The organism is Bradyrhizobium sp. 215_C5_N1_1, from assembly GCF_052075935.1.
GTDB classification, from domain to species: Bacteria; Pseudomonadota; Alphaproteobacteria; order Rhizobiales; family Xanthobacteraceae; genus Bradyrhizobium; species Bradyrhizobium barranii.
This window is the reverse complement of sequence record NZ_CP197228.1, coordinates 776,184-802,226: the sequence shown is the minus strand read 5'-3', so window position 1 is coordinate 802,226 and position 26,043 is coordinate 776,184. Positions and strand designations below refer to the sequence as shown.

Genomic DNA, 26,043 nt, shown 5'->3' with positions numbered 1-26,043 from the left:
ACTCAGTTCGGGTTGAGTTTTGCAAGGAATGCTCTCGTAGAATGTCGGACGTAGTTGCATCGCGTCGTGCGGCGCTAGTCGTTGCCGCAGCAGGATTTCTTCTGCTGACGCCGTTGCATGCCCACGCCCAATGGTGGAAGCGCGCGCCGGTCGATTTCGAGGAATGCGCCGACGCCGCCGAGAAGGCCGCGAACAAGACCGAGAAGACGGCTGCGCTTGCCGATTGCAACGCCAAGTTCGCGGGCCGCCGCAAGCCAGGCGGCGGCTATTCCTATTACGATTTCCTCCAGGACCGCACCTTCGACATCGCAGGTCCCAATCCGACGCCGGAGGAGCAGAAGAGGATCGACGAATCCTACACCTCCTACCTCGCCAATCAGCGCCGCAGCAATGAAGCCGCCCAAGCCGCCGCGCGTCAGCAGCGCGAGCAGCAGGAACAAGCGCGGCAACAGCAGGTCGCACTGCGAACCGAGGTCGAGCGCGTGTCCGTCCCGGTCGCGCGCGTGCCTGTCCCGGTCGAGCGGCCGAAGGTGCAGCAGTCCGTCAGCCCGCGACCGAAGGGCGCGCCCTGCACCAAGGGCTCGTTCTCCTGCGAATGGCCGCGGCTATCGGAAAGCTTGAGCGATCTGAAGAAGCTGTTCACCCCCGCGCCAAGCAAGCCGGCGAAGAAGGGGTAAGCTCATCGCGCGGCAAACTCCGCTGTCGTCCCGGACAAGCGGAGCGCTGATCCGGGACGACAGCGAGCGTGTGGCGTCAGTTCGGCTGCTTCTTCTTGCCGCGCTTCGGTTTGACCACCGGCGCACGCGTGGGCTCTGTTGTCGTTGGCGAATTGCCCAACTGCGACCTGCTCTCTTGCAACCGCCTGTCATAGCCGGGCGAGCTCACGACCGTTGGCGGCCTTGCGTAGGCCAGCGTCGACGTGCCGCAGAGCGCGGCCAGCGCGAGCCCAATCATCAAACAACGCCTCATCGTTGCTCCTCCCGCCGCCCGGCTCGCACTCAGGCCGCTCCGCGGATCTGCTGCGGCGTCAGCCGCGGCGGACCATTGCCTGCCGTCTCGGCCTGCTTGATCAGCGCAACAATACGGCGCATCAGCGGCACGTCGACGTTGTTCTGCTCGGCGAGCGCGATGACTGCGCCCTGGAGATAGTCGATCTCGGTCTTGCGGCCCTGCTTCAGGTCCTGCCACATCGAGGAGCGCGCCTCGGGATCGATCTTCATCGTGCGCCCCAGGATCGCATTGAAGATCACATCAGGCAGCCTCAGCAGGGTCGGCGTCCACCTCAGCGGGATCGGCGTCGCCGAGACCGGCGTGATGCCGGCGGCCTTCATCGCAGTCACGCCTTCGGCCATCTGGTCGGCGAACAGTCTTCGCCAGTCGCGGTTCGCCAGTTGCGCGGCGAGCGGCATGTCGGACAGCGCACTGAGCGCATTGTTCAAATTGATGATCAGCTTGCCCCATTGCACGCCGGTGATGTCGCGGCTTGCGCGCATGGCGAGGCCGGGCACCGACAGCGCTACGGCCGTATTCGCCTCATCCGCGCCGACATGGATGTCGCCGGACGTCGAGCGGTGGAAGCGTCCCTCGCCCATCGCGATCACGTTGAACGGCACCATGCCGGCGAGCACGTGCCGGCCGCCGAGCCGCTCGCGCAGAACCGCGACATTGCCGACGCCGTTCTGCAGGGAGACGATGACGGCGTCCTGCGGCGCGTGCCGGGCAATCTGGTCCGCGACATCGGCGGTGTCGGCGCTCTTCACCGTGACCAGCACGATGCCGGCGTTGTGAAAGATCGCGGGATCCTCCGACAGCGCCAGCTGGCCCGCGCCGAGCTTCTGCTCGGAGCCGTCGAAATCGGTCAGCCGCAGGCCGAACCGCTCGATCTCGGTTTTGACCCGCGGCCGCACCAGCAGCGCGACGCGGCGCCCTCCGGCCGCCAGCTGGCCTCCGACGAAACAGCCGATGGCGCCCGCGCCGGCCACCACGATCGGTCGATCCGCAACCACCTGACCTTGCTCCCTTGAATGACCTGCCCTCGATAGCAGAGGCAACGCCGGCTGCCCATTGGTTGCGGTGCATTCGCCTTGTAACCGTCATGAGAGCCTCATATGTTTTTGCCCCGGGGGCTGTCACCGGCGAGAACTCGCCGACGAGAACGCCAAAGGAGAGCACCATGGGTCTACTCGACGTCCTCAACGGCATGCAGAACGGCCCCCGCGGCCCGAGCACGCCCAGCTCTGAGCAATCCTCCGGCGGCATGTCGCCAATGACCATGGCGCTGCTCGGCCTGATCGCCTGGAAGGCCTTCAAGCATCTGACGGCTGGCCAGCCCGACGCGGCGCCGGCGCCGCAGCAGCGCTCGCCGCTGCCGCCTCCGACGCCTGTCAATACGGGCAGCAGCGCTGTTCCCGGCGGCCCCGGTGGTAGCGGCGGCCTCAGCGATCTGCTCAAGGGTGGCCTCGGCGGCCTGCTCGCGGGCGGCGCGGCCGGCAGCGTGCTCAGCGGCGGCCTCGGCGATCTCCTCAACCAGCTCCAGCAGGGTGGCCACGGCGAGACCGCGAGCACCTGGGTCGGCAAGGGCGAGAACAAGGCGATCGCGCCCGGCGATCTCGCCAGCGCCCTCGGCGCCGACCAGATCCAAAGCCTGTCCGCCCAGAGCGGCCTGTCGCGCGACGAGCTGCTCTCCGGCCTCAGCCAGTATCTGCCACAGGTGATCGACCACCTGACGCCGGACGGACGGCTGCCGACCGAGAACGAGCTCTCGGGCAGACTTTAATCGAACTTTGATCTACGCATTCTCGGGAAGGGGAGCACTGACATGAGCATGGGCGGCCTGTTGTGGATCATCGTCGTCGGCTTCATCGCCGGCCTCATCGCGCGCTGGCTGGCGCCGGGACCGAACAACCCGAGCGGCTTTATCCTCACCACCATCCTCGGCATCGCCGGTGCGTTTCTTGCGACCTTCATCGGACAGGCGATCGGGCACTACAGCCCAGACCAGGGCGCCGGCTTCATCATGGCCACGATCGGCGCGGTGGTGGTGCTGTTCATCTGGCACCGGCTGGTCGCGAGCGGCGTGATAAAAGGGTAGTGGTGCCGGACGTCGGGCACGACGCCGCCCTCGCACTCCATCATCGCGAGGAGCCCTTGCGACGAAGCAATCCAGACTGTCCGCGCGGACGCTCTCTGGATTGCTCGCTTCGCTCGCAATGACGAATTAAGTTATCAGATGCATCCCCGCATCCATCCGCACGACCTCGCCGGTCATGTTGCTCGACGCCGGCGTTGCCAGGAAGCAGACGAGCTGCGCGATGTCATTGGCGGATGAAGCGACCTTCAGCGGCACCTTCGCCACCACGCTGTCGCGCACCTGCTTGGCGCCGGCCTCGCCGCGGCCCTTGGTGAACCAGGGCGTGTCGATATAGCCGGGGCACACCGTGTTGACGCGGATCAGCGGCGCCAGTGCACGGGACAGCGACAACGTCATCGTGTTGAGCGCGCCCTTGCTCGCAGCATAGGCGATCGACGAGCCGACGCCGCTGATGCCGGCAACCGAGGACACGTTGACCACGGCGGACGGCCGTTCCGAAGCCTTCGCGCCGGCCTCGAGCAGGCTGCGTGCTGCGCGCACCATCTGGAACGGGCCGATCGTGTTGACGCCGTACAAGCGCTGGAAATCTTCAGCCGACAATCCATCGAGATCGGCATGCGCAACATGCTTGGTGATGCCGGCATTGTTGACGAGCACGTCGAGCCGGCCCCAGCCGCTGGCTGCCGCAACGATCTTGCGGCAATCGTCATCTTTTGAAACGTCGCCCTGCGCGACCAGCACTTCCGCCGCCCCCGCCTTGCGGCAGAGTTCGGCCGTGGCCTCGGCTTCCTTCTGGCTCGAGGAATAGTTGATGACGAGCCGCGCCCCGCTCCGCGCGAGAATTTCCGCAGTCGCTGCACCAAGTCCGGATGCGGACCCCGTCACGATTGCGCACAAGCCATCTTTTGCCATTCGGATTTCCTTCCCCTTGATTGAATACAAGCCTTAAGCAGCTGGCCCTGTTTAGCGAGTTTGCCGCGCCCTGCAAATCGACCAAACTCCGCTAAGCGGAATTAGTCCATAGCAGCTCTTGCGCCCATGCCGGAGCCGCAGATGGGCCTGCGGTCAACGCTTGTCAGGGCCATGGCTTTTTCGGATCATCGGGCGCAAGAAGAGACCGCGCGCCGCGCCGACCGGACGGAACGCGCCAATGGCAAAACACGGGGAACGCTGTGGCGGAGAGTGACAATATCGTCGTCGAGACCGCGGAGAAAATCTTCGCCGATCTCGCCGATCCGCAGACCATCAACAACGACAAGAAGGGTTCGTGGCAGGCGCCGCTGTGGCAGGCGCTGAGCGAAGCCGGCTTGCCATTGTCCTGGGTGCCTGACGATCTCGGCGGCTCCGGCGCCAGCCTTGCCGACGGTTTTGCGCTGCTGAACGCCGCCGGCCGCTTCGCAGTCGCGGTTCCTCTGGCCGAGACCATGCTGGCGGGCTGGCTGCTTGCGCAGGCGAAAATCGCCTCACCGGAAGGTGAGATGACGGTGCTGCCGGCCTCGCCGAAGGATCGCATTACCCTCGATGCCGACGGCGCGCTCTCCGGCCGCGCCCGCGGCGTGCCCTTTGCCAAGGCGGCGAAGCACTTTGCGGTGCTGGCGCACGGCAAGGATGGTATCTCGATTGCCTTGGTCGAAGCGAGCAAGGGCCGGATCGAATCCGGACTCAACGTCGGCTACGACCACAGCGATACCGTGACGCTCGACAAGGTCCAGCCCGTCACCGTCAAGCCCGCGAAGGGCTTTGACCAGACCACGCTCATGCTGATGGGCGGCGTCGCGCGCAGCCTTCAGATCGCGGGCGCGCTGGAAGCGATGCTCGACATCTCCGTGCGCTATTCCAACGAGCGCGTCGCGTTCGAGAAGAAGATCTCGAAGTTTCAGGCCGTGCAGCACAACCTCGCCCGTCTCGCCGGCGAATCCGCCGCGGCGCTTGCGGCCGCGACGTCGGCGGCCGACGCCATCGCGAACGCAAAGTCATTCGACGACGAGGTCTATCTCGAGGCTGCCTCGGCAAAGATCCGCTGCGCGGAAGCCGCGGAAAAAGGCGGCGCCATCGCGCATCAGGTGCACGGCGCCATCGGCTTCACCAGCGAGCACATCCTGCACCGCTTTTCGCTGCGGGCTCTGGCCTGGCGCGATGATTTCGGTTCGGAGAGCCATTGGGCCGTCGAGCTCGGCAAGCTGGTGGCAAACCGCGGCGCCGACGAATTGTGGCCGCTCGTGGCTTCGCGCTGATCAGAGGACGAGACAACAATGACCGCTGCCCTCCGTTTCGATCCGATCCGCCTGCCCGAGAAGTGCGAGCAATTGCGCAAGGAAGTGCGCGCCTTCCTCGCCGAGGAAATCGCGGCCGGCACCTTCGATCCGCACAAGCCCAACCGCGAAGACACCGACGCGCCGGAATTCTCCCGCCGGGTCGGCGCCAAGGGCTGGCTCGGCATGACCTGGCCGAAAAAATATGGCGGCCAGGAGCGCTCCTTCCTCGAGCGCTACGTGGTGACCGAGGAAATGCGCGTCGCCAACGCGCCGACGCGGCGTTTCTTCGTCGCCGACCGCCAGAGCGGGCCGGTGCTGATCAAATACGCGCCCGAGCATATCAAGATGGATATCCTGCCGCGCATCTGCCGCGGCGAGATCTGCTTTGCCATCGGCATGAGCGAGCCGAACTCCGGCTCCGACCTGTTCGCGGCCAAGACGCGCGCGACCAAGACCGACGGCGGCTACCTCATCAACGGCACAAAGATCTGGACCTCGTCGGCGCACATCGCCGACTACATGATCGCGATCTTCCGGACCTCGCAGCCGACCAAGGAAAACCGCCGTCACGGCCTGACGCAGTTTCTGGTCAAGATGAAGCAGCCGGGCATCCAGGTGAACCCGATCGGCCAGATCACCGGCCAGTACGAGTTCAACGAGGTCGTCTTCACCGATTTCTTCGTGCCCGATGATCACGTGCTCGGCGAAGTCGACGGCGCCTGGAAGCAGGCGACGAGCGAGCTCGCCTATGAGCGTTCGGGCCCTGAGCGTTTCCTCGAGACCTATTATGTGTTGACCGAGCTGGTGCGCGCGGTCGGCCCCAACCCGGATACCCGCAGCGCCGAAGGCATCGGCCGTCTCGTGGCGCAGCTCCACACCATGCGGCGCATGTCGGTCTCGGTTGCGGGCATGCTGCAGGCCGGCAAGGAGCCGGTGGTGGAAGCCTCCATCGTCAAGGACATCGGCACGGTCTGGGAGCAGCAGCTTCCGCACCGCGTGCGCGATCTCGCCGCCTTCGTCGAGGAGACCGCGACCAACCGCGAGACGCTGGAGCGGCAACTCGACTTCGCCATCAAGACCGCACCGAAACTCACCATCCAGGGCGGCACCACCGAGGTGCTGCGCGGCATCATCGCGCGCGGACTTGGCCTGCGCTAGTCGCGCGGACTTGGTTTGCGCTAATTCAATCGAGGATCGTCATGAGCACCTATAAAGATATCGGCGTCGAAAAAGTTGGCCACGTCGGCACCATCGAGATCCGCCGCCCGCCGCTGAACTTCTTCGATATCTCGCTGATCAACCAGATCGCGGATGCACTCGACGAGTTCGATCGCGACATCGAGATCCGCGCATCCGTGCTGTCGGCACAAGGCAAGGCATTCTGTGCCGGCGCCAATTTCGGCGATCCGGCGCGCCAGGCGCAGGAAGCGCGCGAGGCCGAGAAGAAGGGCGACCCGGCCGACAACCTCGGCCCGATCAACCATCTCTACATCCAGGCCGTGCGTATCTTCCGCGCCAAGAAGCCGATCGTCGCGGCCGTGCAGGGCGCAGCCATCGGCGGCGGGCTCGGTCTCGCAGTGTCGGCCGACTTCCGCGTCACCTGCCCGGAAGCGCGCTTCTCCGCCAATTTCACGAAGCTCGGTTTCCATCCCGGCTTCGGCCTGACCGTGACGCTGCCCGAGCTGATCGGCAAGAACAACGCTGAGCTGATGTTCTACACCAGCCGCCGCGTCACCGGCGAGGAGGCAGTGAAGTGGGGCCTCGCCAACGAGCTGGTGCCGCAGGACCAGGTGAAGGCCGGCGCGATGAAGCTCGCCGCCGAGATCGCCGAATGCTCGCCGCTCGGCCTCCTCTCCACCCGCGCCACGATGCGCGCCAACCTCGCCGACCGCGTGATGGCCGCGACCAACCACGAGCTCGCCGAGCAGACGCGGCTGCGTGCGACGGAAGACTTCAAGGAGGGCGTCAAGGCGACGGAAGAGCGCCGCGCGGCGAATTTTAAGGGAAGGTGATTGCGGCGACGTCTCGCCGTATCACACCAGCGTCACCATAATCTCCCTGTCGTCCCTGCGAAAGCAGGGACCCATAACCACAGGAAGGGGTTTGGCGGAGACGCGGAGTTATCATCCCGCATCATAACCACTCCCTGTGGTTATGGGTCCCGGATCTGCGCTTCGCTTGTCCGGGACGACAGCGGTGTGTGAGGCAACCGCTCAAGCCGCAAGCCGGAACGTCACCCCGCCGAGCAAAAACTCGTTCCCCGCAATCGCGAGCCCCTTCGCCTTCGCGGCATGCAGCACGCTTGCGGCATCCGCCACCTGAAACTCCAGCGCGCTCATGATCTCGCTGGCGCCCTTCACGAAATGGAAGGTGGCATTGGGCAGTTTCAATTCGGCGCCGCCACTCGGTACGACCCCGATGATCTTCCCCCAATGTTCCGCGAGCCCCTGAGGATCCGGGCTCTGCATCTCCACGCCCGTCAGCGCCTGCGTCACATCCTTGCGGATGAACTTTTGCCAGTCCGGCCCTGCGGGCGGGTACGGCCCCAGAATATCGTCGCTGCCTTTGGTATGGTTGAATTCGATGAAGGCGGCGCGGCAGTCGCGGGGGTGGAGCTGCACGCCGTGATAGGGCGCGTGGTCGATCACGTTGGCGGTGCGCACGCCCATCGCATTGGCGTTGCGGCCGCGTTCGTCCGGATCGTTGCAGCAGAAGATCGCCATATAGCCGCCGCGGCCGCCGGTCTTCTCGATGAAGCGGCCGGCGGTGGTGCCGCCCTTGAACGGCGCGACCACCTCCAGCAGGATCGTGTCGACCGGGAGCAGCGCGTTCTCCAGGCCGTATTTGGCGACATTGCCATCGCGGTAGCAGACGTCGAGGCCCATGATCCCGGCGATGTCGGAGACCACAGGCACGAGCTGCGGCGCGACGAGGCAGATCTGCCGGAGCCGCATATAGGGCGCCATCGTCATGCGCCCTTGAAGGTCGGCTTGCGCTTCTCGACAAAGGCCTTCGCGGCTTCCTTGTGATCCTCGGTGTCGCTGCAACGGGTGTGATGGATCGCCTCGCCGTCGAAGCAATCTTCCAGCGCCAGATGCTCGGCGTTGTTGATGTTGCGCTTGATGAAGCCGAGCGCGATCGATGGCCCCTGCGCCAGCGACAGCGCGAGCTCGTGTGCGGCGGCATCGATCTCGGCGTCGGGAACGACTTTCGTCACCATGCCGATCGCATACGCCTCCTTCGCCGAGAGCACCGGCGACATCAGATAAAGCTCGCGCGCCCGCGCGCTGCCGAGCAGCTGCGTCAGGAAATAGGTGCCGCCATAATCGCCTGAGAAGCCGACCTTGGCGAAGGCGGTCGTGATCTTGCAGGATTCGCTCGCGATGCGCAGGTCGCAGGACAGTGCCATCGAAAGGCCGGCGCCGGCTGCCGCGCCGTCGAGCTGCGCCACCACGGGCTTTGGCATCTGGTGCAGGATGCGCGACACTTCCATGCCGCGGCGCAGGTTCGCCATTTTCACTTCGAACGGCAGCGGCGCACGGCCTGCCGCCATCGACTTGACGTCCCCGCCGACGCAGAACGAGCCGCCTGCGCCTTTGAACAGCACCGCGCGCACCTCGGGATCGTCGGCCGCGCGCCGCGCGGCCTCGACCAGCCCCGCGACCATGTCGGGGTTGAGCGCGTTCTTCCGCTCCGGGCGATTCATCGTGATGGTGAGCAGCCCGCCTTCGAGCTTTTGCAGGACCATGTCGTTCATGGGACGTCTCCCTTGTTGTTGTTTTGCTCGGGCCTCAGCCACACCCGTCATTGCGAGGAGCGAAGCGACGAAGCAATCCAGACCGTCTCTGCGGAAACATCTCTGGATTGCTTCGCTTCGCTCGCAATGACGATCTCTATTTCTTCACCAGGGGGCAGCGCGACTGCTCCAGCGACTGGAACGCCTCGTTGCCGGACACGGTGGCGAGCAGCTTGTAGTCGTCCCAGCGGCCCTTGGACTCCGACGGCTTCTTGACCTCGAACAGGTACATGTCGTGGATCATGCGGCCGTCCTCGCGGATCTTGCCGTTCTTGGCGAAGAAGTCGTTGATCGGTGTCTCTTTCATCACCTTGATGACCGCGGCCGAGTCGGTCGTGCCCGCCGCCTTCACAGCCTTCAGGTAATGCGTGACCGACGAATAGACGCCGGCCTGCGCCGAGGTCGGTACGCGCTTGGTGCGCTCCATGAATCGCTTCGAGAACGCGCGCGTGTCGTCGTTGAGGTCCCAGTAGAAGGCTTCGGCGAGCAGCAGGCCCTGCGCGGTCTCCAGCCCGATCGAATCGATGTCGGAGACGAAGGCGAGCAGCGGCGAGACCTTCTGGCCGCCCTTGGTGATGCCGAACTCGGCCGCCTGCTTGATGGCGTTGACGGTATCGCCGCCGGCGTTGGCAAGGCCAATCACCTTGGCCTTGGACGCTTGCGCCTGGAGCAGGAACGACGAAAAATCCGAGGTGTTGAGCGGATGGCGCACGGCTCCGAGCACCTTGCCGCCGGTCTTGGTGACGACGGCGCTGGTGTCCTTCTCCAGGTCCTGGCCGAAGGCGTAGTCGGCGGTGAGGAAGAACCAGCTGTCGAGGCCGGACTTCACGGCGGCAAGACCGGTCACGTTGGCCTGGCCGTAAGTGTCGAACACGTAGTGGATGGTGTAGGGACCGCAGGCCTCGTTGGTGAGACGGATCGAGCCCGGGCCGTTGAACATGATGATCTTGTTGCGCGCTTTCGCGATCTCGCCGGCGGCGAGTGCAGTGGCCGAGGCCGCGACGTCGTAGATCATCTCGACGCCCTGGTTGTCGAGCATGTCGCGGGCGATGTTGGCGGACAGGTCAGCCTTGTTGAGATGGTCGGCCGCCAGCACCTGGATCTTGCGTCCCAGCACCTCGCCGCCAAAATCTTCGACGGCCATCTTGGCCGCGGTCTCGCTGCCGGGGCCGGTGATGTCGGCATAGAGGCTCGACATGTCGAGGATGCCGCCGATCTTCAGCGGCGGCTTGTCCTGGGCCTGCGCGGCGGCGCTCGCACTCAGCGCAAACGCTGCGGCAAAAATGCCCGACAAAATATGCTTCATAGAAAAAGACCTCCCTTATCGCGCCGTACTCTGATGGCGGCTTGGTTATTGCTCTTGGTTGAAGCTGTTGCCGCAATCATGCCGCATGCGCAAGTGCGCAGCAAGCGCGAGGGCGTTGCGGGCGCATGATTGCCGCACATGTTTTCCGCAAAGCGGAATGGCATGTTGCGGCGAAATGTTTCCACCGTCATTGCTGTGCAAGTTCATTAATTCGCTGATCGAGTGTGAGGCAATGGCGACGCGTCACGCGAACTGCCGTAGGGTGGGCAAAGGCGCGCTCTTCGCGCCGTGCCCACGAGCCCGCGCGACAAATCAAAGACGTGGGCACGCTTCGCTTTGCCCACCCTACGATAGCCTTCGCGGTTCGCCACGTTTGCGTTAGAACTAGAGCACAACGCAACCTTTCCGGGCACCGTGACGCGACTGCTTCATCTCATCCTCGCACTTCCTCTCGTCGCCGGTCACACCGCGTTCGCCGCACCGTGCCAGTTCGAGTCCCAAGGCGACGGCCGCGTCGCCGCAATCGTCGATGCGCGTGGCGTGCGTCTCGACGACGGCCGCGAGGTGCGCCTCGCCGGGATCGAGCCAACCGCAACGACGAAGCAGGCGCTGACGTCGCTGCTCACCGGACGCGACGTCACGCTGCGCGGCACCGACGACACGCCCGACCGCTACGGCCGTCAGGGCGCACTCATCTTCGTCGGCGAAAGCGAGGCCCCCATCCAGGCGACGCTGCTCGCCCAGGGCGACGCCCTCGTCTCCGCCGAGATCGCGGACAAGGACTGCGCGGCGGCCCTGATGGCGGCGGAGACCGAGGCACGGCGCCAAAAAAAGGGCAACTGGGCTGACCCGTCGGCCATAAAAAACGCGGAAAGTCCGGACGATATTTTGGCGGGGATCGGGCGCTTTATGGTGGTCGAGGGCAAAGTCCTGTCGGTCCGGCAAGCTGGGGCAATGACCTACCTCAACTTCGGACGAAACTGGACACGCGGCTTTGCCGTCACTATTTCAAAGCGTACGCAACCCGCGCTCGAAAACGCCGGGATCACTCTTAAGTCCCTGGAAAATAGACGGATTCGCGTCCGGGGCTGGGTCGAGGGGAATTCAGGGCCGCGCATCGATGTGCGCCTTGCGGGGCAGGTCGAGTTGCTGGGTGCAAACGAGCCGACAGGGGTAAGGCCCTAAAAGGGCCAGGCACGGGTTAAGCGACGTGGATGGGGTGCTAGAACGGCACGTATCGAGTGAACGCCGCCGCCTGCGGGCTGCGCCGGCGGCGCTGTGCCTCGTGCTGGGCGCAGCCCTTGCCGGTTGCGGCGACATGAACCGGTTCCAGACCGCGGCGGCCCCGCCGACCGTGGCGATGCCCAAGCCGAAACCGGCCGTCGCGCAGACCCCCGCCACCGAAAAGGAGCACGAGCGCATCCTGGCGAGCTATGGCGGCACCTATGACGACCCCAGGCTCGAATCGCTGGTCAGCAAGACCGTCGACCGGCTCGTCGCGGCGTCCGACCGCCCCGACCAGGGCTATAAGGTCACCATCCTCAATTCCGGCGCGGTGAACGCGTTCGCGCTGCCGAACGGCCAGCTCTATGTCACCCGCGGCCTGCTCGCGCTCGCCAGCGACACTTCGGAATTGTCCTCCGTGCTCAGCCACGAGATGGCGCATGTGCTGTCCAAGCACGCCGCGATGCGCGAGGACCAGGCGCGCCAGGCTGCGATCGTCACCCGCGTCGTCACCGACATGAGCAACGATCCCGATCTCACCGCGCTTGCACTGGCCAAGACCAAGCTCACCATGGCGAGCTTTTCGCGCAACCAGGAGTTCGAGGCCGACGGCATCGGCGTCGGCCTTTCCGCCAAGGCACATTTCGATCCCTATGGCGCCGCGCGCTTCCTGTCGGCGATGGAGCGCAATGCCGAGCTCAAGGTCGGCAAGACCTCGCTCGATCCGCGCGCGCAGGATTTCACCTCGTCGCATCCGGCCACCCCCGAGCGCGTGCAGAATGCGCAGACCATCGCACGGCAATATGCGGCGCCCGAGGGCGCCGAGCGCGACCGCGAGACCTATCTCGCCGCGATCGACAACCTCGTCTATGGCGAAGATCCCAGCGAAGGTTTTGTCCGCGGCCGGCGTTTCCTGCACCCGAAACTCGGCTTCACCTTCCAGGCGCCGGACAATTTCACGCTCGACAACACCGCGCAGGCGGTGATCGGCGTGCGCGACGGCGGCTCTCAGGCGATGCGCTTCGACGTCGTGCGGGTGCCGGCCGAGCAGTCACTCGGCGATTACCTGAATTCCGGCTGGATGGAGGGCGTCGAGAAGGCCTCCACCGAAGACATCACCATCAACGGTTTTCCGGCTGCGTCCGCCACCGCCAAGGGCGATCAGTGGCAGTTCAAGGTCTATGCGTTGCGCTTCGGCAGCGACGTCTATCGCTTCATCTTCGCGACACGGCAGAAATCGACCGAGAGCGAGCGCAACGCGCGCGAGACCGTCAATTCATTCCGCCGCCTGACGCTCGACGAAATCCAGGCCGCGCGCCCCCTGCGCATCAAGGTCATCACCGTGCAGCCCGGCGACACCGTGGAATCGCTCTCCCACCGCATGGCCGGCGTCGATCATCCCGCCGAACGCTTCCGCGTGCTCAACGGGCTCGATCGCAACGCGCAGGTGAAGGTGCGGGATCGCGTGAAGGTCGTGGCGGATTGACGCGCGCTAAGCGCGCGTCAATCCCGCGGCGCGCTTAGCGCGAACCCGGGATCTCGGGCCACAAAGACAGTGCCGTAGGGTGGGCAAAGGCGCGTAGCGCCGTGCCCACGATCCGTAATGATAGCGACAGATGGTGGGCACGCTTCGCTTTGCCCACCCTACGAGACCTGCTCTGCCGACCTACCGCGCCTTTTCCTTCAGAAACGCGATGATGTCAGCACGATCCCGCGCGTCCGGGACGTCGAAGAACATCTTGGTTTCCGGCACCATGGCCTGCGGTCCGGCCAGCCATTTGTCGAGATTGTCCTCGGTCCAGACGATCCCTGAGTTCTTCAGATCGGCCGAATAGTCATAGCCGGGCACGCTGCCCGCCTTGCGACCGACCACGCCCTTGTGCATCGGGCCGACAGCGTTCTCATTGATGGAGTGACAATCTGCGCAGCCCTTGTAGAGCGTTTGGCCGCGCGCGACGTTGCCGGTGGCGTGGGCAAGCCCGGTCGAGAAAACGACCGCGACGATGGTGAGGACCAGGCTTACGGTGAGGAGGCTTGCAAAACTTTGCGGGTGGACGGGATTGGACCGGACGTTCATGGGATCTCCTGCTTGCGTCGCCGCAAACAGGATCGTCCAGCCCGAGTTTTATTCCCGTCCGCTGGACGCGGCTTAACCGCCCGCGTCCATGTCGCCCGCCTCGCGCTGGCCGCTGAGCCAGAGTGCGAGCAGCGTCCAGAACGCGCCTGACAGCAGATACGCACCCGACGCGATGACGCCGAGATTGGTGGCGAGCAGAAGCGCCACCAACGGCGCGAAGCCCGCCCCGAACAGCCAGGCCATATCCGAGGTCAGCGCGGAAGCCGTGTAGCGGTACGCCTGCCGGAAGTTCGAGGCGATCGCGCCCGAGGACTGGCCGAAGGAGAGACCCAGCAGGATGAAACCGATCACCATGTAGATGGTCTCACCGAACGCGCCGGCATCGAGCAGCTGCGGAGCAAAACCGCTGTAGATGGCGATCGCGATTGCCGATCCCATCAGCAGCGATTTGCGGCCGACGCGGTCGGCGATGATGCCGGAGGCCACGATGGCCGCGACGCCGAACACGGCGGCGACGATCTCGATGATCAGGAAGCGCACCGGGCTTTCGCGGGTGAACAGGAACACCCAGGACAGCGGAAACACCGTGACCATGTGGAACAGCGCGAAGCTTGCGAGCGGCGCGAATGCACCGAGCATGATGTTCTGGCCTTCGCGCGCGACGGTCTCGGAGATACGCGCGGGCTGCAATTCGCGGGTCTCGAACAACGAAGCATATTCTTCCGTCGTCACCATGCGCAGGCGCGCGAACAGCGCCACGACGTTGATGGCGAAGGCGACGAAGAACGGATAGCGCCAGCCCCAGTCGAAGAAGTCGTCGGCCGAGAGGTTACCGGCGAAATAGGCGAACAGCGCGCTCGCCACGATCAGGCCGAGCGGGGCGCCGAGCTGCGGCACCATCGCGTACCAGCCGCGCTTGGAGGGCGGCGCGTTCAGCGCCAGCAGCGAAGCCATGCCGTCCCAGGCGCCGCCCCAGGCCAGACCCTGCGCGATACGCGCCAGCGCCAGCAGCCAGATCGCGGCGCTGCCGATGTCGTGATAGCCGGGCAGGAACGCGAGCGCGACTGTGGCGGTGCCGAGCAGAAACAGCGCCGAGACCAGCTTGGCGGTTTTGCCGTACTCGCGATCGACCGTCATGAAAATGACGGTTCCGATCGGCCGGGCCACGAAGGCCAGCGCGAAGATCATGAAGGAATAGAGGGTGCCGGTCAGCTCGCTGGTGAACGGGAACACCAGGCGCGGAAACACGATCACCGAGGCGATCGCGTAGACGAAGAAGTCGAAGAATTCCGAGGTGCGGCCGATGATGACGCCGATGGCGATCTCGCCGGGACTGGCCTGGTCGTGGCCGTGCTCGCCCGAGTGGAGGTCTGCCATTGCGGGGGTCTGTGCCGTCGCCATTCGTGCGCCCTTAACGTCCTGAAAACCAAAGCCGACCGCCCGGCGGGGCGCCAGGCAATCTGCCCTTGTCTGACCCAACATTCCGCACTGCAACATTGGACAAATTGTCCAATGTCCGGATTGCTGCGCCGCAGCTACCCCTTGGGCCCGCAAAGGAAACTCATTCTCATAAGGCTCGGCCCGTGTCCCGTCTCAAGATCCTGGCGCTGCTACCCCTGGCAGCTGCGCTCAGCGGCTGCAACTACGTCGTGCTGTCGCCGGCCGGCGACATCGCCGCCCAACAGCGCGACCTCGTCATCATCTCCACCGTCCTGATGCTCCTGATCGTCGTCCCCGTGATGGCGCTGACGGTGCTGTTCGCCTGGCGCTACCGCCAGTCCAACACCTCGGCCCGCTACGAGCCGGATTGGGACCACTCGACCAAGCTCGAGCTGGTGATCTGGTCGGCGCCGCTGCTGATCATCATCTGCCTGGGCGCGCTGACCTGGATGGGCACGCATCTGCTCGACCCCTATCGCAACATCGGCCGCATCCATGCGGAACGCGCCGTGGACCAGTCCAAGGCTCCGCTCGTCGTCGATGTCGTCGCGCTCGACTGGAAGTGGCTCTTTATCTACCCCGATTACGGCATCGCCACCGTCAACGAGCTCGCCGCGCCGGTCGACCGCCCGATCAACTTCCACATCACCGCCTCCTCGGTGATGAACTCGTTCTACATCCCCGCACTCGCCGGTCAGATCTACGCGATGCCGGGCATGGAGACGTCGCTCCACGCCGTGATCAACCACGCCGGTACATACAAGGGTTTTTCGGCGAACTACAGCGGCGCCGGCTTCTCTGGCATGCACTTCAACTTCCAGGGCCTCGACGACAAGGGCTTTGACGCCTGGATCGCGCAGGCCAAATCGGCCGGCGGCTCGCTCGGCCGCGCCGAATATCTCCAGCTCGAAAAGCCGAGCGAGAACGAGCCGGTGCGCCGCTGGGGCACCGTCGATTCCGACCTCTACCGCCTGATCCTCAACATGTGCGTCGAGACCGGCAAGATGTGCCAGAGCGAGATGATGGCGATCGACGCCAAGGGCGGTCTCGGCCATGAGGGCCTGAACAACACCCTGCCGCTGGCCTACGACAAGTACGCACGCCGCGGCACCGCGCTCGGACCCGAGCCGACCTTCGTCGCCGGCACCTGCACGCCGGATGCGCCCCAGGGCAGGACCACCGCCTCCATCACGGCACCCGCCGACACCGCGCCGCTGCTCGGTGCCGGCCTGAAGCGGCCGATCTTCACGCCGCTGAAGTCCTCGTCCTTCTTCCTCGGACAACGTCCCAAGTCAGACTCCTGAAGTCAGACTCCTAAAGAGAGCTCGCATGTCTCCTGATCTTCTCAAGCTCATCTTCGGCCGTCTCGGCCTCGATTCGCTGCCGCTGCACGAGCCGATCCTGGTCGGCACCTTCGTGATGGTCGCGCTCGGCGGCGGCGCACTGTTCGCCGGCATCACCTATTTCCGCCTCTGGGGCTATCTGTGGCGCGAGTGGTTCACCACCGTGGACCACAAGCGCATCGGCATCATGTACATGATCCTCGGCATCGTGATGCTGCTGCGCGGCTTCGCAGACGCGCTGATGATGCGCGCACAACAAGCACTCGCGTTCGGCGGCTCCGAAGGCTTCCTCCCCGCCCATCACTATGACCAGGTCTTCACTGCCCATGGCGTGATCATGATCTTCTTCGTGGCGATGCCGCTGGTCACCGGCCTAATGAACTACGTGGTGCCGCTGCAGATCGGCGCGCGCGACGTGTCGTTCCCGTTCCTGAACAATTTCAGCTTCTGGATGACGGTCGGCGGCGCAGTGCTGGTGATGGCTTCGCTGTTCATCGGCGAATTCGCCCGCACCGGCTGGCTGGCCTATCCGCCGCTGTCGAACATCGGCTACAGTCCTGACGTCGGCGTCGACTATTATATCTGGGCGCTGCAGGTCGCGGGCGTCGGCACGACCTTATCCGGCATCAACCTGATCTGCACCATCGTCAAGCTGCGCTGTCCCGGCATGACCATGATGAAGATGCCGGTGTTCACCTGGACCGCGCTCTGCACCAACATCCTGATCGTCGCCTCCTTCCCCGTCCTGACCGTCGTGCTCGCGCTGCTCTCGCTTGACCGCTACGTCGGCACCAACTTCTTCACGAACGATTTCGGCGGCAGCCCGATGATGTACGTGAACCTGATCTGGATCTGGGGTCATCCCGAGGTCTACATTCTGGTTCTCCCCGCCTTCGGCATCTTCTCGGAAGTGACCTCGACCTTCTCCGGCAAGCGGCTGTTCGGCTACACCTCGATGGTTTACGCCACGGTGGTCATCACCATCCTGTCGTACCTGGTCTGGCTGCACCACTTCTTCACGATGGGCTCGGGCGCCAGCGTCAACTCGTTCTTCGGCATCACCACGATGATCATCTCGATCCCGACGGGCGCGAAGATGTTCAACTGGTTGTTCACGATGTATCGCGGCCGCATCCGCTTCGAGCTGCCGATGCTGTGGACGATCGCCTTCATGCTGACCTTCGTGCTCGGCGGCATGACCGGCGTGCTGCTCGCAGTGCCACCGGCCGACTTCGTCCTGCACAACAGCCTGTTCCTGATCGCGCACTTTCACAACGTGATCATCGGCGGCGTGGTGTTCGGCGCGTTCGCCGGCATCAACTACTGGTTCCCGAAGGCGTTCGGCTTCAAGCTCGATCCGTTCTGGGGCAAGCTGTCGTTCTGGTTCTGGGTCACCGGCTTCTACATGGCCTTCATGCCGCTCTATGTGCTCGGCCTGATGGGCGTGACCCGCCGCCTGCGCGTGTTCGACGATCCGTCCTTGCAGATCTGGTTCGTCATCGCCGCGATCGGCGCCGGCCTCGTCTTCCTCGGCATCCTCTCGATGCTGATGCAGTTCGCGGTCTCCTTCCTCAAGCGCGAGCAGCTCAAGGACGTCACCGGCGATCCCTGGGATGCACGCACGCTGGAATGGGCGACCTCCTCGCCCCCGCCGGACTACAACTTCGCCTTCACCCCCGTCGTTCACGACAATGACGCGTGGTGGGACATGAAGAAGCGCGGCTACCAGCGTCCGCTCACCGGGTTCAAGCCGATCCACATGCCCTCCAGCACCGGCACCGGTGTCATCCTCGCCGGCCTCGCCACCGCGATGGGATTCGGCCTGATCTGGTACATCTGGTGGCTGGCGGCCGTGAGCTTCATCGCGATGCTCGCCGTCGGGATCGGTCACACCTTCAACTATCACCGCGACTTCGACATTCCGGCTGACGACGTCATCCGGACCGAGGACGCGCGTACCAAACTGCTCGCCGGAGCCAAGTAAATGACTGTCGCTGTCAATCCCGCCCAGACCGGCGAGCCGATGTTCTACCTCGCCGACGAACACCCGCATCCGGAAGGCTACAGCACCCCGCTCGGCTTCTGGATCTACCTGATGAGCGACTGCCTCATCTTTGCGATGCTGTTCGCCACCTTCGGCGTGCTCGGCGCCAACTACGCCGCCGGCCCCGCCCCGAAGGACCTGTTCGAGCTGCCGCTGGTCGCGGTGAACACCTCGATGCTGCTGCTGTCGTCGATCACATATGGCTTTGCCATGCTGACGATGCAGCAGAACAAGATCGCCCAGACCCAGATGTGGCTGGCGATCACCGGCCTGTTCGGCCTCGCCTTCATCGGCATCGAGCTCTCCGAGTTCGCCCACATGATCCATGAAGGGGCGACCCCGCAGCGCAGCGCCTTCCTGTCCTCCTTCTTCACGCTGGTCGGCACCCACGGCCTGCACGTCTCCTGCGGCCTGATCTGGCTGGTGACCCTGATGGTGCAGGTCTGGAAGTTCGGCCTGATCGAAGCCAACCGCCGCCGCCTGATGTGCCTGTCGATGTTCTGGCACTTCCTGGACGTGGTCTGGATCGGCGTCTTCACCTTCGTCTATCTCCTGGGAGTTCTGCGATGAACACCGATACCCACGCCGCCCACGCGGACGGCCATCACCACGGCGACGACCACGCCCACGGCACGTTCTCGACCTATATGCTCGGCTTCGTGCTCTCGGTCGTGCTCACCGCGATCCCGTTCTGGCTGGTGATGAGCGGCGCGCTGCCGAGCAAGCAGATCACCGCGCTGGTCATCATGGCCTTCGCGGTCGTGCAGATCGTCGTGCACATGATCTACTTCCTGCACATGAGCACCAAGTCCGAGAACGGCTGGAGCATGATGGCGCTGATCTTCACCATCGTCATGGTGGTGATCGCGCTGTCCGGCTCGCTGTGGGTGATGAACCATCTCAACAGCAACATGATGCCGATGCACCAGATGACGGGAATGAAGTGAGCGAGACTTCGAAGTGAGCAAGGCTTGGAAGTGAGCAAGGCTTGGACCGTGACAGGCAAGGATAAGGACGCGCGTCGCAAGGCTGCGCGTCCGCGCCTGTGGCTCACGGTCCTCTCGCTCGCGGCCTTTGCACTTCTGATCGCACTCGGCGTCTGGCAGATCGAGCGACGCGCCTGGAAGCTGGCGCTGATCGACCGCGTCGAGCAGCGCGTCCATGCCCCGGCCCAACCGATCCCGTCGCCCGCGGCCTGGCCGACCGTCTCCACCGCAAACGACGAATACAGGCACGTCAGCCTCACCGGCCTCTTCCTGCATGACCGCGAGACGCTGGTTCAGGCGGTCACCGAGGAAGGCCCCGGCTATTGGGTGGTGACGCCGCTTCAGCGCGGCGACGGCACGCTGGTCTTGGTCAATCGCGGCTTCGTGCCGTCCGAGCGGCGCGACGCATCGACGCGCCAGAGCGGCAATCGGGACGGGCAGGTCGAGATCACGGGCCTGCTCCGCATGACCGAGCCGAAAGGCGGGTTCTTGCGGAACAACGTCCCCCAGCACAACCGCTGGTACTCGCGGGATGTCGCCGCGATTGCGGCAGCGCGCGGCCTCGACCATGTCGCACCCTTTTTCGTCGATGCTGACGCCGGATCACAAACCACCAGCGGCCCGATCGGCGGATTGACCGTGATCAGCTTTCCCAATAACCACCTGATCTACGCGCTGACGTGGTTTGCCCTGGCTTTCATGCTGGCGGGTAAACTTTTCGTCACATTCGGCGGCGGGCTGTTCCGCCGCAAGCGCTTCGTCCACGAACCGGCCGGCTGCTCCGATGCAACCGCCCGCAGGACGGGATCAGATGCTGGAACGATCGTCGAATCTACCTGACGACGGAATGACGCATGACGCCGTCACGCTGCAATCGCAGGCGGACGCGCGCAGCGAGCTGATCGGCGTTGCGCCGACCGACGACGAGACCAACCGCAAGAACATGGCGCTGCTGATCCAGCTGCGCTGGACCGCGGTGGTCGGGCAGATCGTGACCATCGGCGGCGTGCATTTCGGCCTGGGTATTCCCCTGCCATTGGAACGGATGGGCGCGGTGATCGGCGCGCTGCTGCTGCTCAACGTCTCCAGCCTCGTCTGGGTGCGCCATCGCGCCGCGATCACCAACAACGAGCTGCTGGTCGCCTTGATGCTCGATGTCGCCGCGCTGACCGCTCAGCTCTACCTCAGCGGCGGCGCCACCAATCCCTTCACCTCGCTGTTCCTGCTCCAGGTGACGCTGGGCGCGGTGCTGCTTAATGCCCGCTCGACCTGGTCGCTGGTCGCACTGACCTGCGCGAGTTTCATCTGGCTGACCATGGCCTACCGGCCGCTCGACCTGCCGCCGAACCCGATCAGCGAGGCCTACAGTCTCACCGTGACAGGCATGCTGCTGGGCTTCGTCCTCAACGCCGTGCTGCTGGTCGTGTTCGTCACCCGGATCAACAGGAATTTGCGCGAGCGCGATGCGCATCTGGCGGCATTGCGCCAGCATGCGGCCGAGCAGGACCACATCGTCCGCATGGGCCTGCTCGCCTCCGGCGCTGCGCATGAGCTCGGCACGCCGCTCGCCTCGCTGTCGGTCATCCTCAGCGACTGGCGCCGCATGCCCGATCTCGCCGCCGATCAGGAACTTGCCGAGGATCTCGCGGAGATGGAAACCTCTCTGCAACGCTGCAAGACCATCGTGACGGGCATCCTGGTGTCGGCGGGCGAAGCGCGCGGCGAAGGCTCCTCGCCGACGACGGTGACGGCCTTCGTCACCGCGCTGGTGAACGAGTGGCGCGACGCACGCTCGGCCCGCACGCTCTATTTCGTCAACACGTTCGGCGAGGACGTCGCGATCGTCTCCGACATCGCGCTGAAGCAAGTGATCTTCAACGTGCTCGACAATGCCTATGAGGTCTCGCGCGAATGGGTGGAGCTGCTGGCCGAGCGCGAGGGCGACAATCTCGTGCTGTCGATCAGCGATCGCGGCCCGGGCTTTGCGCCGGAGATGCTGGCGCAGCTGGGAAAACCCTATCACTCGAGCAAGGGCCGCGCCGGCGGCGGGCTCGGCCTGTTCCTGGTGGTGAACGTCGTGCGCAAGCTCGGCGGCAGCGTGACCGCCGAGAACCACAGGAAGCGTGGCGCCACCGTCCGCCTGACGCTGCCGCTCGCAACGCTCGCGATCGGAGGAACTTTTGACGCCTGACCGTTCGCTCATCGTCGTCGAGGACGATGCCGGCTTCGCGCGCACGCTGAAACGCTCGTTCGAGCGCCGCGGCTACGACGTCGTCCTCGCAGCTTCGATCGAAGAGGTGCGGAAGGTGCTGGAGGAGCGATCCTTTGGACACGCGGTGGTCGATCTCAAGCTCGGCGGCGCCTCGGGCCTCGCCTGCGTCGAGCTGCTGCACACGCACGATCCGGAGATGCTGATCGTGGTGCTGACCGGCTTTGCCAGCATCTCCACCGCCGTCGAGGCGATCAAGCTCGGCGCCTGCCACTACCTGGCAAAGCCGTCGAACACCGACGATATCGAAGCCGCCTTCAACAAGGCCGAAGGCAACGCCGAAGTCGCCCTCGATGCACGGCCGACCTCGATCAAGACGCTGGAATGGGAGCGCATCCACCAGACGCTGATCGAGACCGATTTCAACATCTCGGAAGCGGCGAGACGATTGGGCATGCACCGGCGCACGCTGGCAAGAAAGCTCGAGAAGCGGCCGGTGAAGTGAGCCTAGGACGACGCCGTCGCGAGCTTGCCGACCTCGGAGAGAAGCAACTTCAGGATCGGGGATTGATTCGCCTTGTGATAGGCGACAACGAGATCAAGCTTGGGTGCTTCTCCCCGCACCGGCCGGGTGGTGATGGTCTCCGGCAAATATCGCTTCGTGTAGGCCGGCAGCATCATGACGCCGCGCGTCGACGCAATCATCGAGATCGCGTGGACGACGTTGTGCACTTCGCGATCGGGCTTGAGGTCGATTCCGGTCCGGCTGAAATAATCCAGAACGATACGGCGAACCGCGGGAGCGGATTTGGACGGTAGGTAGAAGGTCTCGTCCCTGATCTCCTCGGGCGCCACCGCGGCTTGCGATGCCAGCCGATGGTCGCTCGGAAAGACGAAGACCAGCGGATCGGTGCGCACGCGCCGGCAGACCAGATCTTCCATGTGCTCTTCCGACCGGATGAAGGCAGCATCGAGCTTTCGCCGCATCAGGGCCTTGGCAAGCGAGGGCGAATAATCGCTCGACAGGCGGATATCGATGCCGGGAAATGCGTCGCGCAGAATGCGATCCACCTCGGGCAGCAGGTCGATTTCGGCGCCCGACAGAAAGCCCAACGAGAAAGCGGGCTGCGGGGGCTGCGCGGCACGGAGCGCCGCTTCCTTGGCAGCCTCCGCCTGAAGCAGCGCCATTCTGGCGTGCTCGAGAAAGGCCTTGCCGGCCGCCGTCAGCGCGATGCCTTGGGCGCTGCGGTTCATCAAGGGAACGCCGACCTCCCGTTCGAGATCCCGGATTTGCCGGCTGAGCGACGGTTGCGACGTGTGCAGCTTCTGCTCGGCCGCAACAGTCAAACTGCCCGCATCGGCAACGGCGACGAAATAGCGGAGATGCCGAAGCTCCATCGCGATCTCCCATATCTCGCAGGCATGGGGCCAGCTTACAAAGTCTTTTTCCAAGCGGCCAGCTGCCCGTATAGCCGGCGTGAACGAAGTCTGCCTGGCAGGCAGAGGCGCACGGGAGCGAGCTTCACATGCTCAAGAGCATTCAAACGTCTCTGCTGATCCTCACGCTGGCGGGATCTGGCGAAGTGGCTGCGCAATCCTCCAACACGCAGGCAAAGGCAAACAACATGGAACTGGATGTGACAGGATTGAAGCAGGCGTTGCTCGGCGACTGGGAAAGCATCGCACCGGAGGTGCGCCCGAGCGCGGCGAAGAACGCCGATGGCACGCTCAAGCCGTTCTATCTCAAGCGGGCCTTCAAATATCTCCCCTCCGACCGTTTCGAGCTCGAGATCGTCAACTCGGCCGATCCCTACAGCGCCGTGCCGCTCGCGCGGATCAGGATTGGCGGCCATATGCTGTGGAGGGGTGCGCATCCCATCGCTCCGGGCGCGCAGAAGGTCGACTTCGTTGCCGACGAGACCTACGAGGTTACGCCGCTGGCACAGGGATTTGCCGATGTGCTCAACAAGGTCGCCGCGGTCGGATATGCACCGTGGGACGTTGGCGCGCCCCAGAGCATCTTCGGCAAGACCTTCGCTCCCTTCGGTCTCGCCGAGGCCACGAACTTCATGGAATATGATCTCGTCTATCTCAGGGGCGACCTCCTGTTCTGGGGCGCCCGCAACATCGACGGCCGTGGCTTTGACACCGAGCAGAACCGGCCGACCAATTTGCAGATTCCGCTGATCAGGAAGTGACTCGGGTCAAGTTCGTCACACTCTCCCTCGACGCGATGCCCTCAACACGGGGCCTGAACACCCGTGGCCGTGCGAACGCATGGATTGCACCGTCACAAAGCCTGATCCGCTCAAAACAAAAAAGCCCGGCCAACCGGCCGGGCTTTTGATTGCTTGCAATCGACGCTGCGAGACGCTTACGCGGCCTCGTCGGCGACGGCGGTGTCGTCGCCATCGGTATCGCCGTCGGCATCCGCCTCGCCCTCGCCGTCGGCGGCTTCCGCCTTGGCGTTGGTGCGGCGCGGGCTCTTGGCGAGCTGGGCCTCGATCTCCTTGACCGCTTCGGTCTCGGTCGAGTGCTGCACAACCGCGATCTCGCGGGAGAGACGATCGAGCGCCGCTTCATAGAGCTGGCGTTCAGAGTACGACTGCTCGGGCTGCGACTCGGAACGGTAGAGGTCGCGCACGACTTCCGCGATCGCGACGATGTCGCCCGAATTGATCTTTGCTTCGTATTCCTGGGCGCGGCGCGACCACATGGTGCGCTTGACGCGGGCGCGGCCCTTCAGCGTCTCCAGCGCCTTCTTCACCAGCGCGGGGTCGGACAGCTTGCGCATGCCGACGTTCGCGACCTTGGCGGTCGGCACGCGCAGCGTCATCTTGTCCTTGATGAAATTGATGACGAACAGCTCGAGCTTCGCACCGGCGATCTCCTGCTCCTCGATGGCCAGGATCTGGCCAACGCCGTGAGCGGGATAGACGACGAATTCGTTGGCCTTGAAGCCCTGGCGCTGGGTCACGACCTTCTTTTCCTCGACCTTCGGCGCGGGTGCAGCAGCCTTCACGGCCGGCTTCGCAGCAGCAACGGGGGCTTTGGCAGGGGCGGCAGCAACAGGAGCCTTCGGAGCAACGGGCTTGGCAGCGGAAGCCTTGGCAGCAGCAGGCTTGGCAACGGTCGCTTTCGCGGCCGGTTTGGCAGTCTTGTGAGGCATTGCGCTTCTTTTGTTCTTCGAGGACTTTGCAGCCGGTGCCTTAGTCGCGGTCCGACCCTTGGATGCGCTACGGCTGGCCGCGGCGACTTTTTTGGCCTCCTTATGGGAAGCCCTCGCTGAAGTACTCTTTTTACGCGTTTTCTGTGACACAGCCTGCGCGCGGAAACTGCCACGCCCCTGTTCGACATTTGGTTTCACGGGAACCCAACGGGGCCAACTGGGCTGACGGGGGTTCAGCTTAATGTGCTCAATATAGCACATTTCCCGCAAAAATCAATGATTTAGGGGTCTTGAGGGCTGGTTTTCGGCGCTGACGAAGGTATTAGGGTTAAGTTTGGGCGAGAATTAGTCTCCCGAGCCCGGGTTCGGAGAAAAATATTTCTCGAACTTTCCTTCCTGGCCGTCGAATTCCTTCGCGTCGGGGGGTGATTCTTTCTTCTGGGTGATGTTCGGCCAGCTTTTGGCGTAGTCGGCGTTGACCTGGAGCCACTTTTCGAGGCCCGGTTCCGTGTCCGGCTTGATCGCGTCAGCGGGGCATTCCGGCTCGCACACGCCGCAGTCGATGCACTCGTCAGGATGGATGACGAGCATGTTCTCGCCCTCGTAGAAACAGTCGACCGGGCAGACCTCGACGCAGTCGGTATACTTGCACTTGATGCAGGCTTCAGTGACGACGTAAGTCATCCAACGCTCCGAAAAGCTCTTTTAAAAGTCGCGGCTTGCGTAGCGCGGATGGCCCGGCGCCGCAAGGTCGGGAACGGCCGATCATGACGGCTTTACGCGTTTGATCGACCAAGAAATGAATTCAGAGCGCAATTAATTGCGCCGAGAACTTTGATTGCCTTCGCTCAGCTCCTCGTAGAGCACGCGGGCCGAGGCGGCATCGCCGCGGCGCTCGTTGAAAGCGGTTACTTTCAGCACGCGCACAGTGCGATCGAGCGCGATGGTGATCACGTCGCCGATCTTGATCGCATGGCCCGGCGACTTCTCGCGTGTGCCGTTGATGCGAACGTGGCCGGACTCAACGAGCTCGGCCGCGGAGGTGCGCGCCTTCACCACCCGCGCGTGCCACAGCCATTTGTCGAGACGCTGCCGCTCGGTCG

The 26,043-nt window shown here is 64.4% G+C and carries 27 protein-coding genes and 1 pseudogene; 16 read left to right on the top strand and 12 right to left on the bottom strand.

Features of this window, described 5'->3' with window-relative positions; genetic code table 11:
• Nucleotides 1-41: 41 nt before the first annotated feature.
• Complete coding sequence (locus AB7G19_RS03735; RefSeq protein WP_063980660.1) at nucleotides 42-677, top strand: hypothetical protein; 636 nt, start codon at nucleotides 42-44, stop codon at nucleotides 675-677.
• A gap of 76 nt (nucleotides 678-753) precedes the next feature.
• On the opposite strand, the gene AB7G19_RS03730 is transcribed toward AB7G19_RS03735, so the two are convergent.
• Together AB7G19_RS03730 and AB7G19_RS03725 are read right to left on the bottom strand one after the other, a co-directional pair.
• Complete coding sequence (locus AB7G19_RS03730; RefSeq protein ID WP_063980659.1) at nucleotides 754-969, bottom strand: hypothetical protein; 216 nt, start codon at nucleotides 967-969, stop codon at nucleotides 754-756.
• Nucleotides 970-998: 29 nt separating this feature from the next.
• Nucleotides 999-2,006, bottom strand: coding sequence for a 2-dehydropantoate 2-reductase (locus AB7G19_RS03725; protein ID WP_063980658.1), 1,008 nt, complete (start codon nucleotides 2,004-2,006; stop codon nucleotides 999-1,001).
• A gap of 167 nt (nucleotides 2,007-2,173) precedes the next feature.
• On the opposite strand from AB7G19_RS03725, the gene AB7G19_RS03720 reads away from it, so the two are divergent.
• Both AB7G19_RS03720 and AB7G19_RS03715 read left to right on the top strand, forming a co-directional pair.
• Nucleotides 2,174-2,776 (top strand): YidB family protein, encoded by a 603-nt coding sequence (locus AB7G19_RS03720; RefSeq protein WP_063980657.1) that lies wholly within the window; start codon nucleotides 2,174-2,176, stop codon nucleotides 2,774-2,776.
• A gap of 42 nt (nucleotides 2,777-2,818) precedes the next feature.
• Nucleotides 2,819-3,091, top strand: coding sequence for a GlsB/YeaQ/YmgE family stress response membrane protein (locus AB7G19_RS03715; RefSeq protein WP_080586664.1), 273 nt, complete (start codon nucleotides 2,819-2,821; stop codon nucleotides 3,089-3,091).
• Between the two features lie 126 nt (nucleotides 3,092-3,217).
• On the opposite strand, the gene AB7G19_RS03710 is transcribed toward AB7G19_RS03715, so the two are convergent.
• Nucleotides 3,218-4,003, bottom strand: a complete 786-nt coding sequence (locus AB7G19_RS03710) for an SDR family NAD(P)-dependent oxidoreductase (RefSeq protein WP_063980656.1) — start codon at nucleotides 4,001-4,003, stop codon at nucleotides 3,218-3,220.
• Between the two features lie 260 nt (nucleotides 4,004-4,263).
• Between AB7G19_RS03710 and AB7G19_RS03705 the strand changes: the two genes are divergently transcribed.
• The 3 genes from AB7G19_RS03705 to AB7G19_RS03695 are packed head-to-tail and all read left to right on the top strand — an operon-like array spanning nucleotide 4,264 to nucleotide 7,358.
• The gene (locus AB7G19_RS03705; protein WP_063980655.1) at nucleotides 4,264-5,325 is read left to right on the top strand and encodes an acyl-CoA dehydrogenase family protein; all 1,062 of its coding nucleotides are present in this window, start codon (nucleotides 4,264-4,266) and stop codon (nucleotides 5,323-5,325) included.
• 18 nt (nucleotides 5,326-5,343) lie between these two features.
• Nucleotides 5,344-6,504 (top strand): acyl-CoA dehydrogenase family protein, encoded by a 1,161-nt coding sequence (locus AB7G19_RS03700; RefSeq protein WP_008133127.1) that lies wholly within the window; start codon nucleotides 5,344-5,346, stop codon nucleotides 6,502-6,504.
• Between the two features lie 41 nt (nucleotides 6,505-6,545).
• On the top strand, nucleotides 6,546-7,358 hold the full coding sequence (locus AB7G19_RS03695; RefSeq protein WP_063980654.1) for an enoyl-CoA hydratase/isomerase family protein: 813 nt from the start codon (nucleotides 6,546-6,548) through the stop codon (nucleotides 7,356-7,358).
• A gap of 201 nt (nucleotides 7,359-7,559) precedes the next feature.
• Here AB7G19_RS03695 and AB7G19_RS03690 read toward each other — a convergent pair whose 3' ends face one another.
• From AB7G19_RS03690 to AB7G19_RS03680, 3 genes are all read right to left on the bottom strand, one after another.
• Nucleotides 7,560-8,312, bottom strand: a complete 753-nt coding sequence (locus tag AB7G19_RS03690) for a hypothetical protein (protein ID WP_063986030.1) — start codon at nucleotides 8,310-8,312, stop codon at nucleotides 7,560-7,562.
• A 2-nt stretch (nucleotides 8,313-8,314) separates the two neighbouring features.
• Entirely contained in the window at nucleotides 8,315-9,103 is a 789-nt protein-coding gene (locus AB7G19_RS03685) for an enoyl-CoA hydratase (RefSeq protein ID WP_063980653.1), read from the bottom strand.
• A gap of 136 nt (nucleotides 9,104-9,239) precedes the next feature.
• Nucleotides 9,240-10,448: an ABC transporter substrate-binding protein gene (locus AB7G19_RS03680; protein ID WP_063980652.1), complete on the bottom strand. Its 1,209-nt coding sequence runs from the start codon at nucleotides 10,446-10,448 to the stop codon at nucleotides 9,240-9,242.
• A gap of 414 nt (nucleotides 10,449-10,862) precedes the next feature.
• Between AB7G19_RS03680 and AB7G19_RS03675 the strand changes: the two genes are divergently transcribed.
• Nucleotides 10,863-11,633, top strand: coding sequence for a thermonuclease family protein (locus tag AB7G19_RS03675; RefSeq protein ID WP_084794943.1), 771 nt, complete (start codon nucleotides 10,863-10,865; stop codon nucleotides 11,631-11,633).
• Between the two features lie 133 nt (nucleotides 11,634-11,766).
• Nucleotides 11,767-13,158: a M48 family metalloprotease gene (locus tag AB7G19_RS03670; protein ID WP_028159916.1), complete on the top strand. Its 1,392-nt coding sequence runs from the start codon at nucleotides 11,767-11,769 to the stop codon at nucleotides 13,156-13,158.
• Nucleotides 13,159-13,338: 180 nt separating this feature from the next.
• Here AB7G19_RS03670 and AB7G19_RS03665 read toward each other — a convergent pair whose 3' ends face one another.
• A complete protein-coding gene (locus AB7G19_RS03665) occupies nucleotides 13,339-13,749 on the bottom strand; it encodes a c-type cytochrome (protein WP_187387906.1) in 411 nt (136 codons plus the stop codon).
• 72 nt (nucleotides 13,750-13,821) lie between these two features.
• Nucleotides 13,822-15,150 (bottom strand): MFS transporter, encoded by a 1,329-nt coding sequence (locus AB7G19_RS03660; RefSeq protein ID WP_063980650.1) that lies wholly within the window; start codon nucleotides 15,148-15,150, stop codon nucleotides 13,822-13,824.
• A gap of 182 nt (nucleotides 15,151-15,332) precedes the next feature.
• On the opposite strand from AB7G19_RS03660, the gene cyoA reads away from it, so the two are divergent.
• The 7 genes from cyoA to AB7G19_RS03625 are packed head-to-tail and all read left to right on the top strand — an operon-like array spanning nucleotide 15,333 to nucleotide 22,276.
• Nucleotides 15,333-16,493 (top strand): ubiquinol oxidase subunit II, encoded by a 1,161-nt coding sequence (gene cyoA / locus AB7G19_RS03655; protein ID WP_063980649.1) that lies wholly within the window; start codon nucleotides 15,333-15,335, stop codon nucleotides 16,491-16,493.
• Nucleotides 16,494-16,518: 25 nt separating this feature from the next.
• The gene (cyoB, locus tag AB7G19_RS03650) at nucleotides 16,519-18,516 is read left to right on the top strand and encodes a cytochrome o ubiquinol oxidase subunit I (RefSeq protein ID WP_063980648.1); all 1,998 of its coding nucleotides are present in this window, start codon (nucleotides 16,519-16,521) and stop codon (nucleotides 18,514-18,516) included.
• Complete coding sequence (cyoC, locus tag AB7G19_RS03645) at nucleotides 18,517-19,146, top strand: cytochrome o ubiquinol oxidase subunit III (RefSeq protein WP_063980647.1); 630 nt, start codon at nucleotides 18,517-18,519, stop codon at nucleotides 19,144-19,146. It abuts the gene before it with no gap.
• Entirely contained in the window at nucleotides 19,143-19,523 is a 381-nt protein-coding gene (cyoD, locus tag AB7G19_RS03640) for a cytochrome o ubiquinol oxidase subunit IV (protein WP_063980646.1), read from the top strand. Before cyoC ends, cyoD begins: the two co-directional genes overlap by 4 nt.
• A 30-nt stretch (nucleotides 19,524-19,553) precedes the next feature.
• Nucleotides 19,554-20,402: an SURF1 family protein gene (locus tag AB7G19_RS03635; RefSeq protein WP_063986027.1), complete on the top strand. Its 849-nt coding sequence runs from the start codon at nucleotides 19,554-19,556 to the stop codon at nucleotides 20,400-20,402.
• Nucleotides 20,374-21,753, top strand: coding sequence for an ATP-binding protein (locus AB7G19_RS03630; protein ID WP_063980645.1), 1,380 nt, complete (start codon nucleotides 20,374-20,376; stop codon nucleotides 21,751-21,753). Before AB7G19_RS03635 ends, AB7G19_RS03630 begins: the two co-directional genes overlap by 29 nt.
• A complete protein-coding gene (locus AB7G19_RS03625) occupies nucleotides 21,743-22,276 on the top strand; it encodes a response regulator transcription factor (RefSeq protein ID WP_014490373.1) in 534 nt (177 codons plus the stop codon). The genes AB7G19_RS03630 and AB7G19_RS03625 overlap by 11 nt, the downstream gene beginning before the upstream one ends.
• A 2-nt stretch (nucleotides 22,277-22,278) precedes the next feature.
• On the opposite strand, the gene AB7G19_RS03620 is transcribed toward AB7G19_RS03625, so the two are convergent.
• Nucleotides 22,279-23,169, bottom strand: coding sequence for a LysR substrate-binding domain-containing protein (locus AB7G19_RS03620; RefSeq protein ID WP_063980644.1), 891 nt, complete (start codon nucleotides 23,167-23,169; stop codon nucleotides 22,279-22,281).
• A 128-nt stretch (nucleotides 23,170-23,297) separates the two neighbouring features.
• Here AB7G19_RS03620 and AB7G19_RS03615 point away from each other — a divergent pair, with 128 nt between their 5' ends.
• On the top strand, nucleotides 23,298-23,969 hold the full coding sequence (locus AB7G19_RS03615; RefSeq protein WP_210387282.1) for a hypothetical protein: 672 nt from the start codon (nucleotides 23,298-23,300) through the stop codon (nucleotides 23,967-23,969).
• A gap of 176 nt (nucleotides 23,970-24,145) precedes the next feature.
• Here AB7G19_RS03615 and AB7G19_RS03610 read toward each other — a convergent pair whose 3' ends face one another.
• From AB7G19_RS03610 to AB7G19_RS03600, 3 genes and pseudogenes are all read right to left on the bottom strand, one after another.
• Entirely contained in the window at nucleotides 24,146-24,940 is a 795-nt protein-coding gene (locus AB7G19_RS03610; RefSeq protein WP_084794942.1) for a CarD family transcriptional regulator, read from the bottom strand.
• Nucleotides 24,941-25,285: 345 nt separating this feature from the next.
• A complete protein-coding gene (gene fdxA, locus AB7G19_RS03605; RefSeq protein WP_063980643.1) occupies nucleotides 25,286-25,624 on the bottom strand; it encodes a ferredoxin FdxA in 339 nt (112 codons plus the stop codon).
• A gap of 132 nt (nucleotides 25,625-25,756) precedes the next feature.
• A pseudogene (locus tag AB7G19_RS03600) lies at nucleotides 25,757-26,038 on the bottom strand (RNA-binding S4 domain-containing protein); the annotation flags it as partial.
• Between the last annotated feature and the right edge of the window lie 5 nt (nucleotides 26,039-26,043).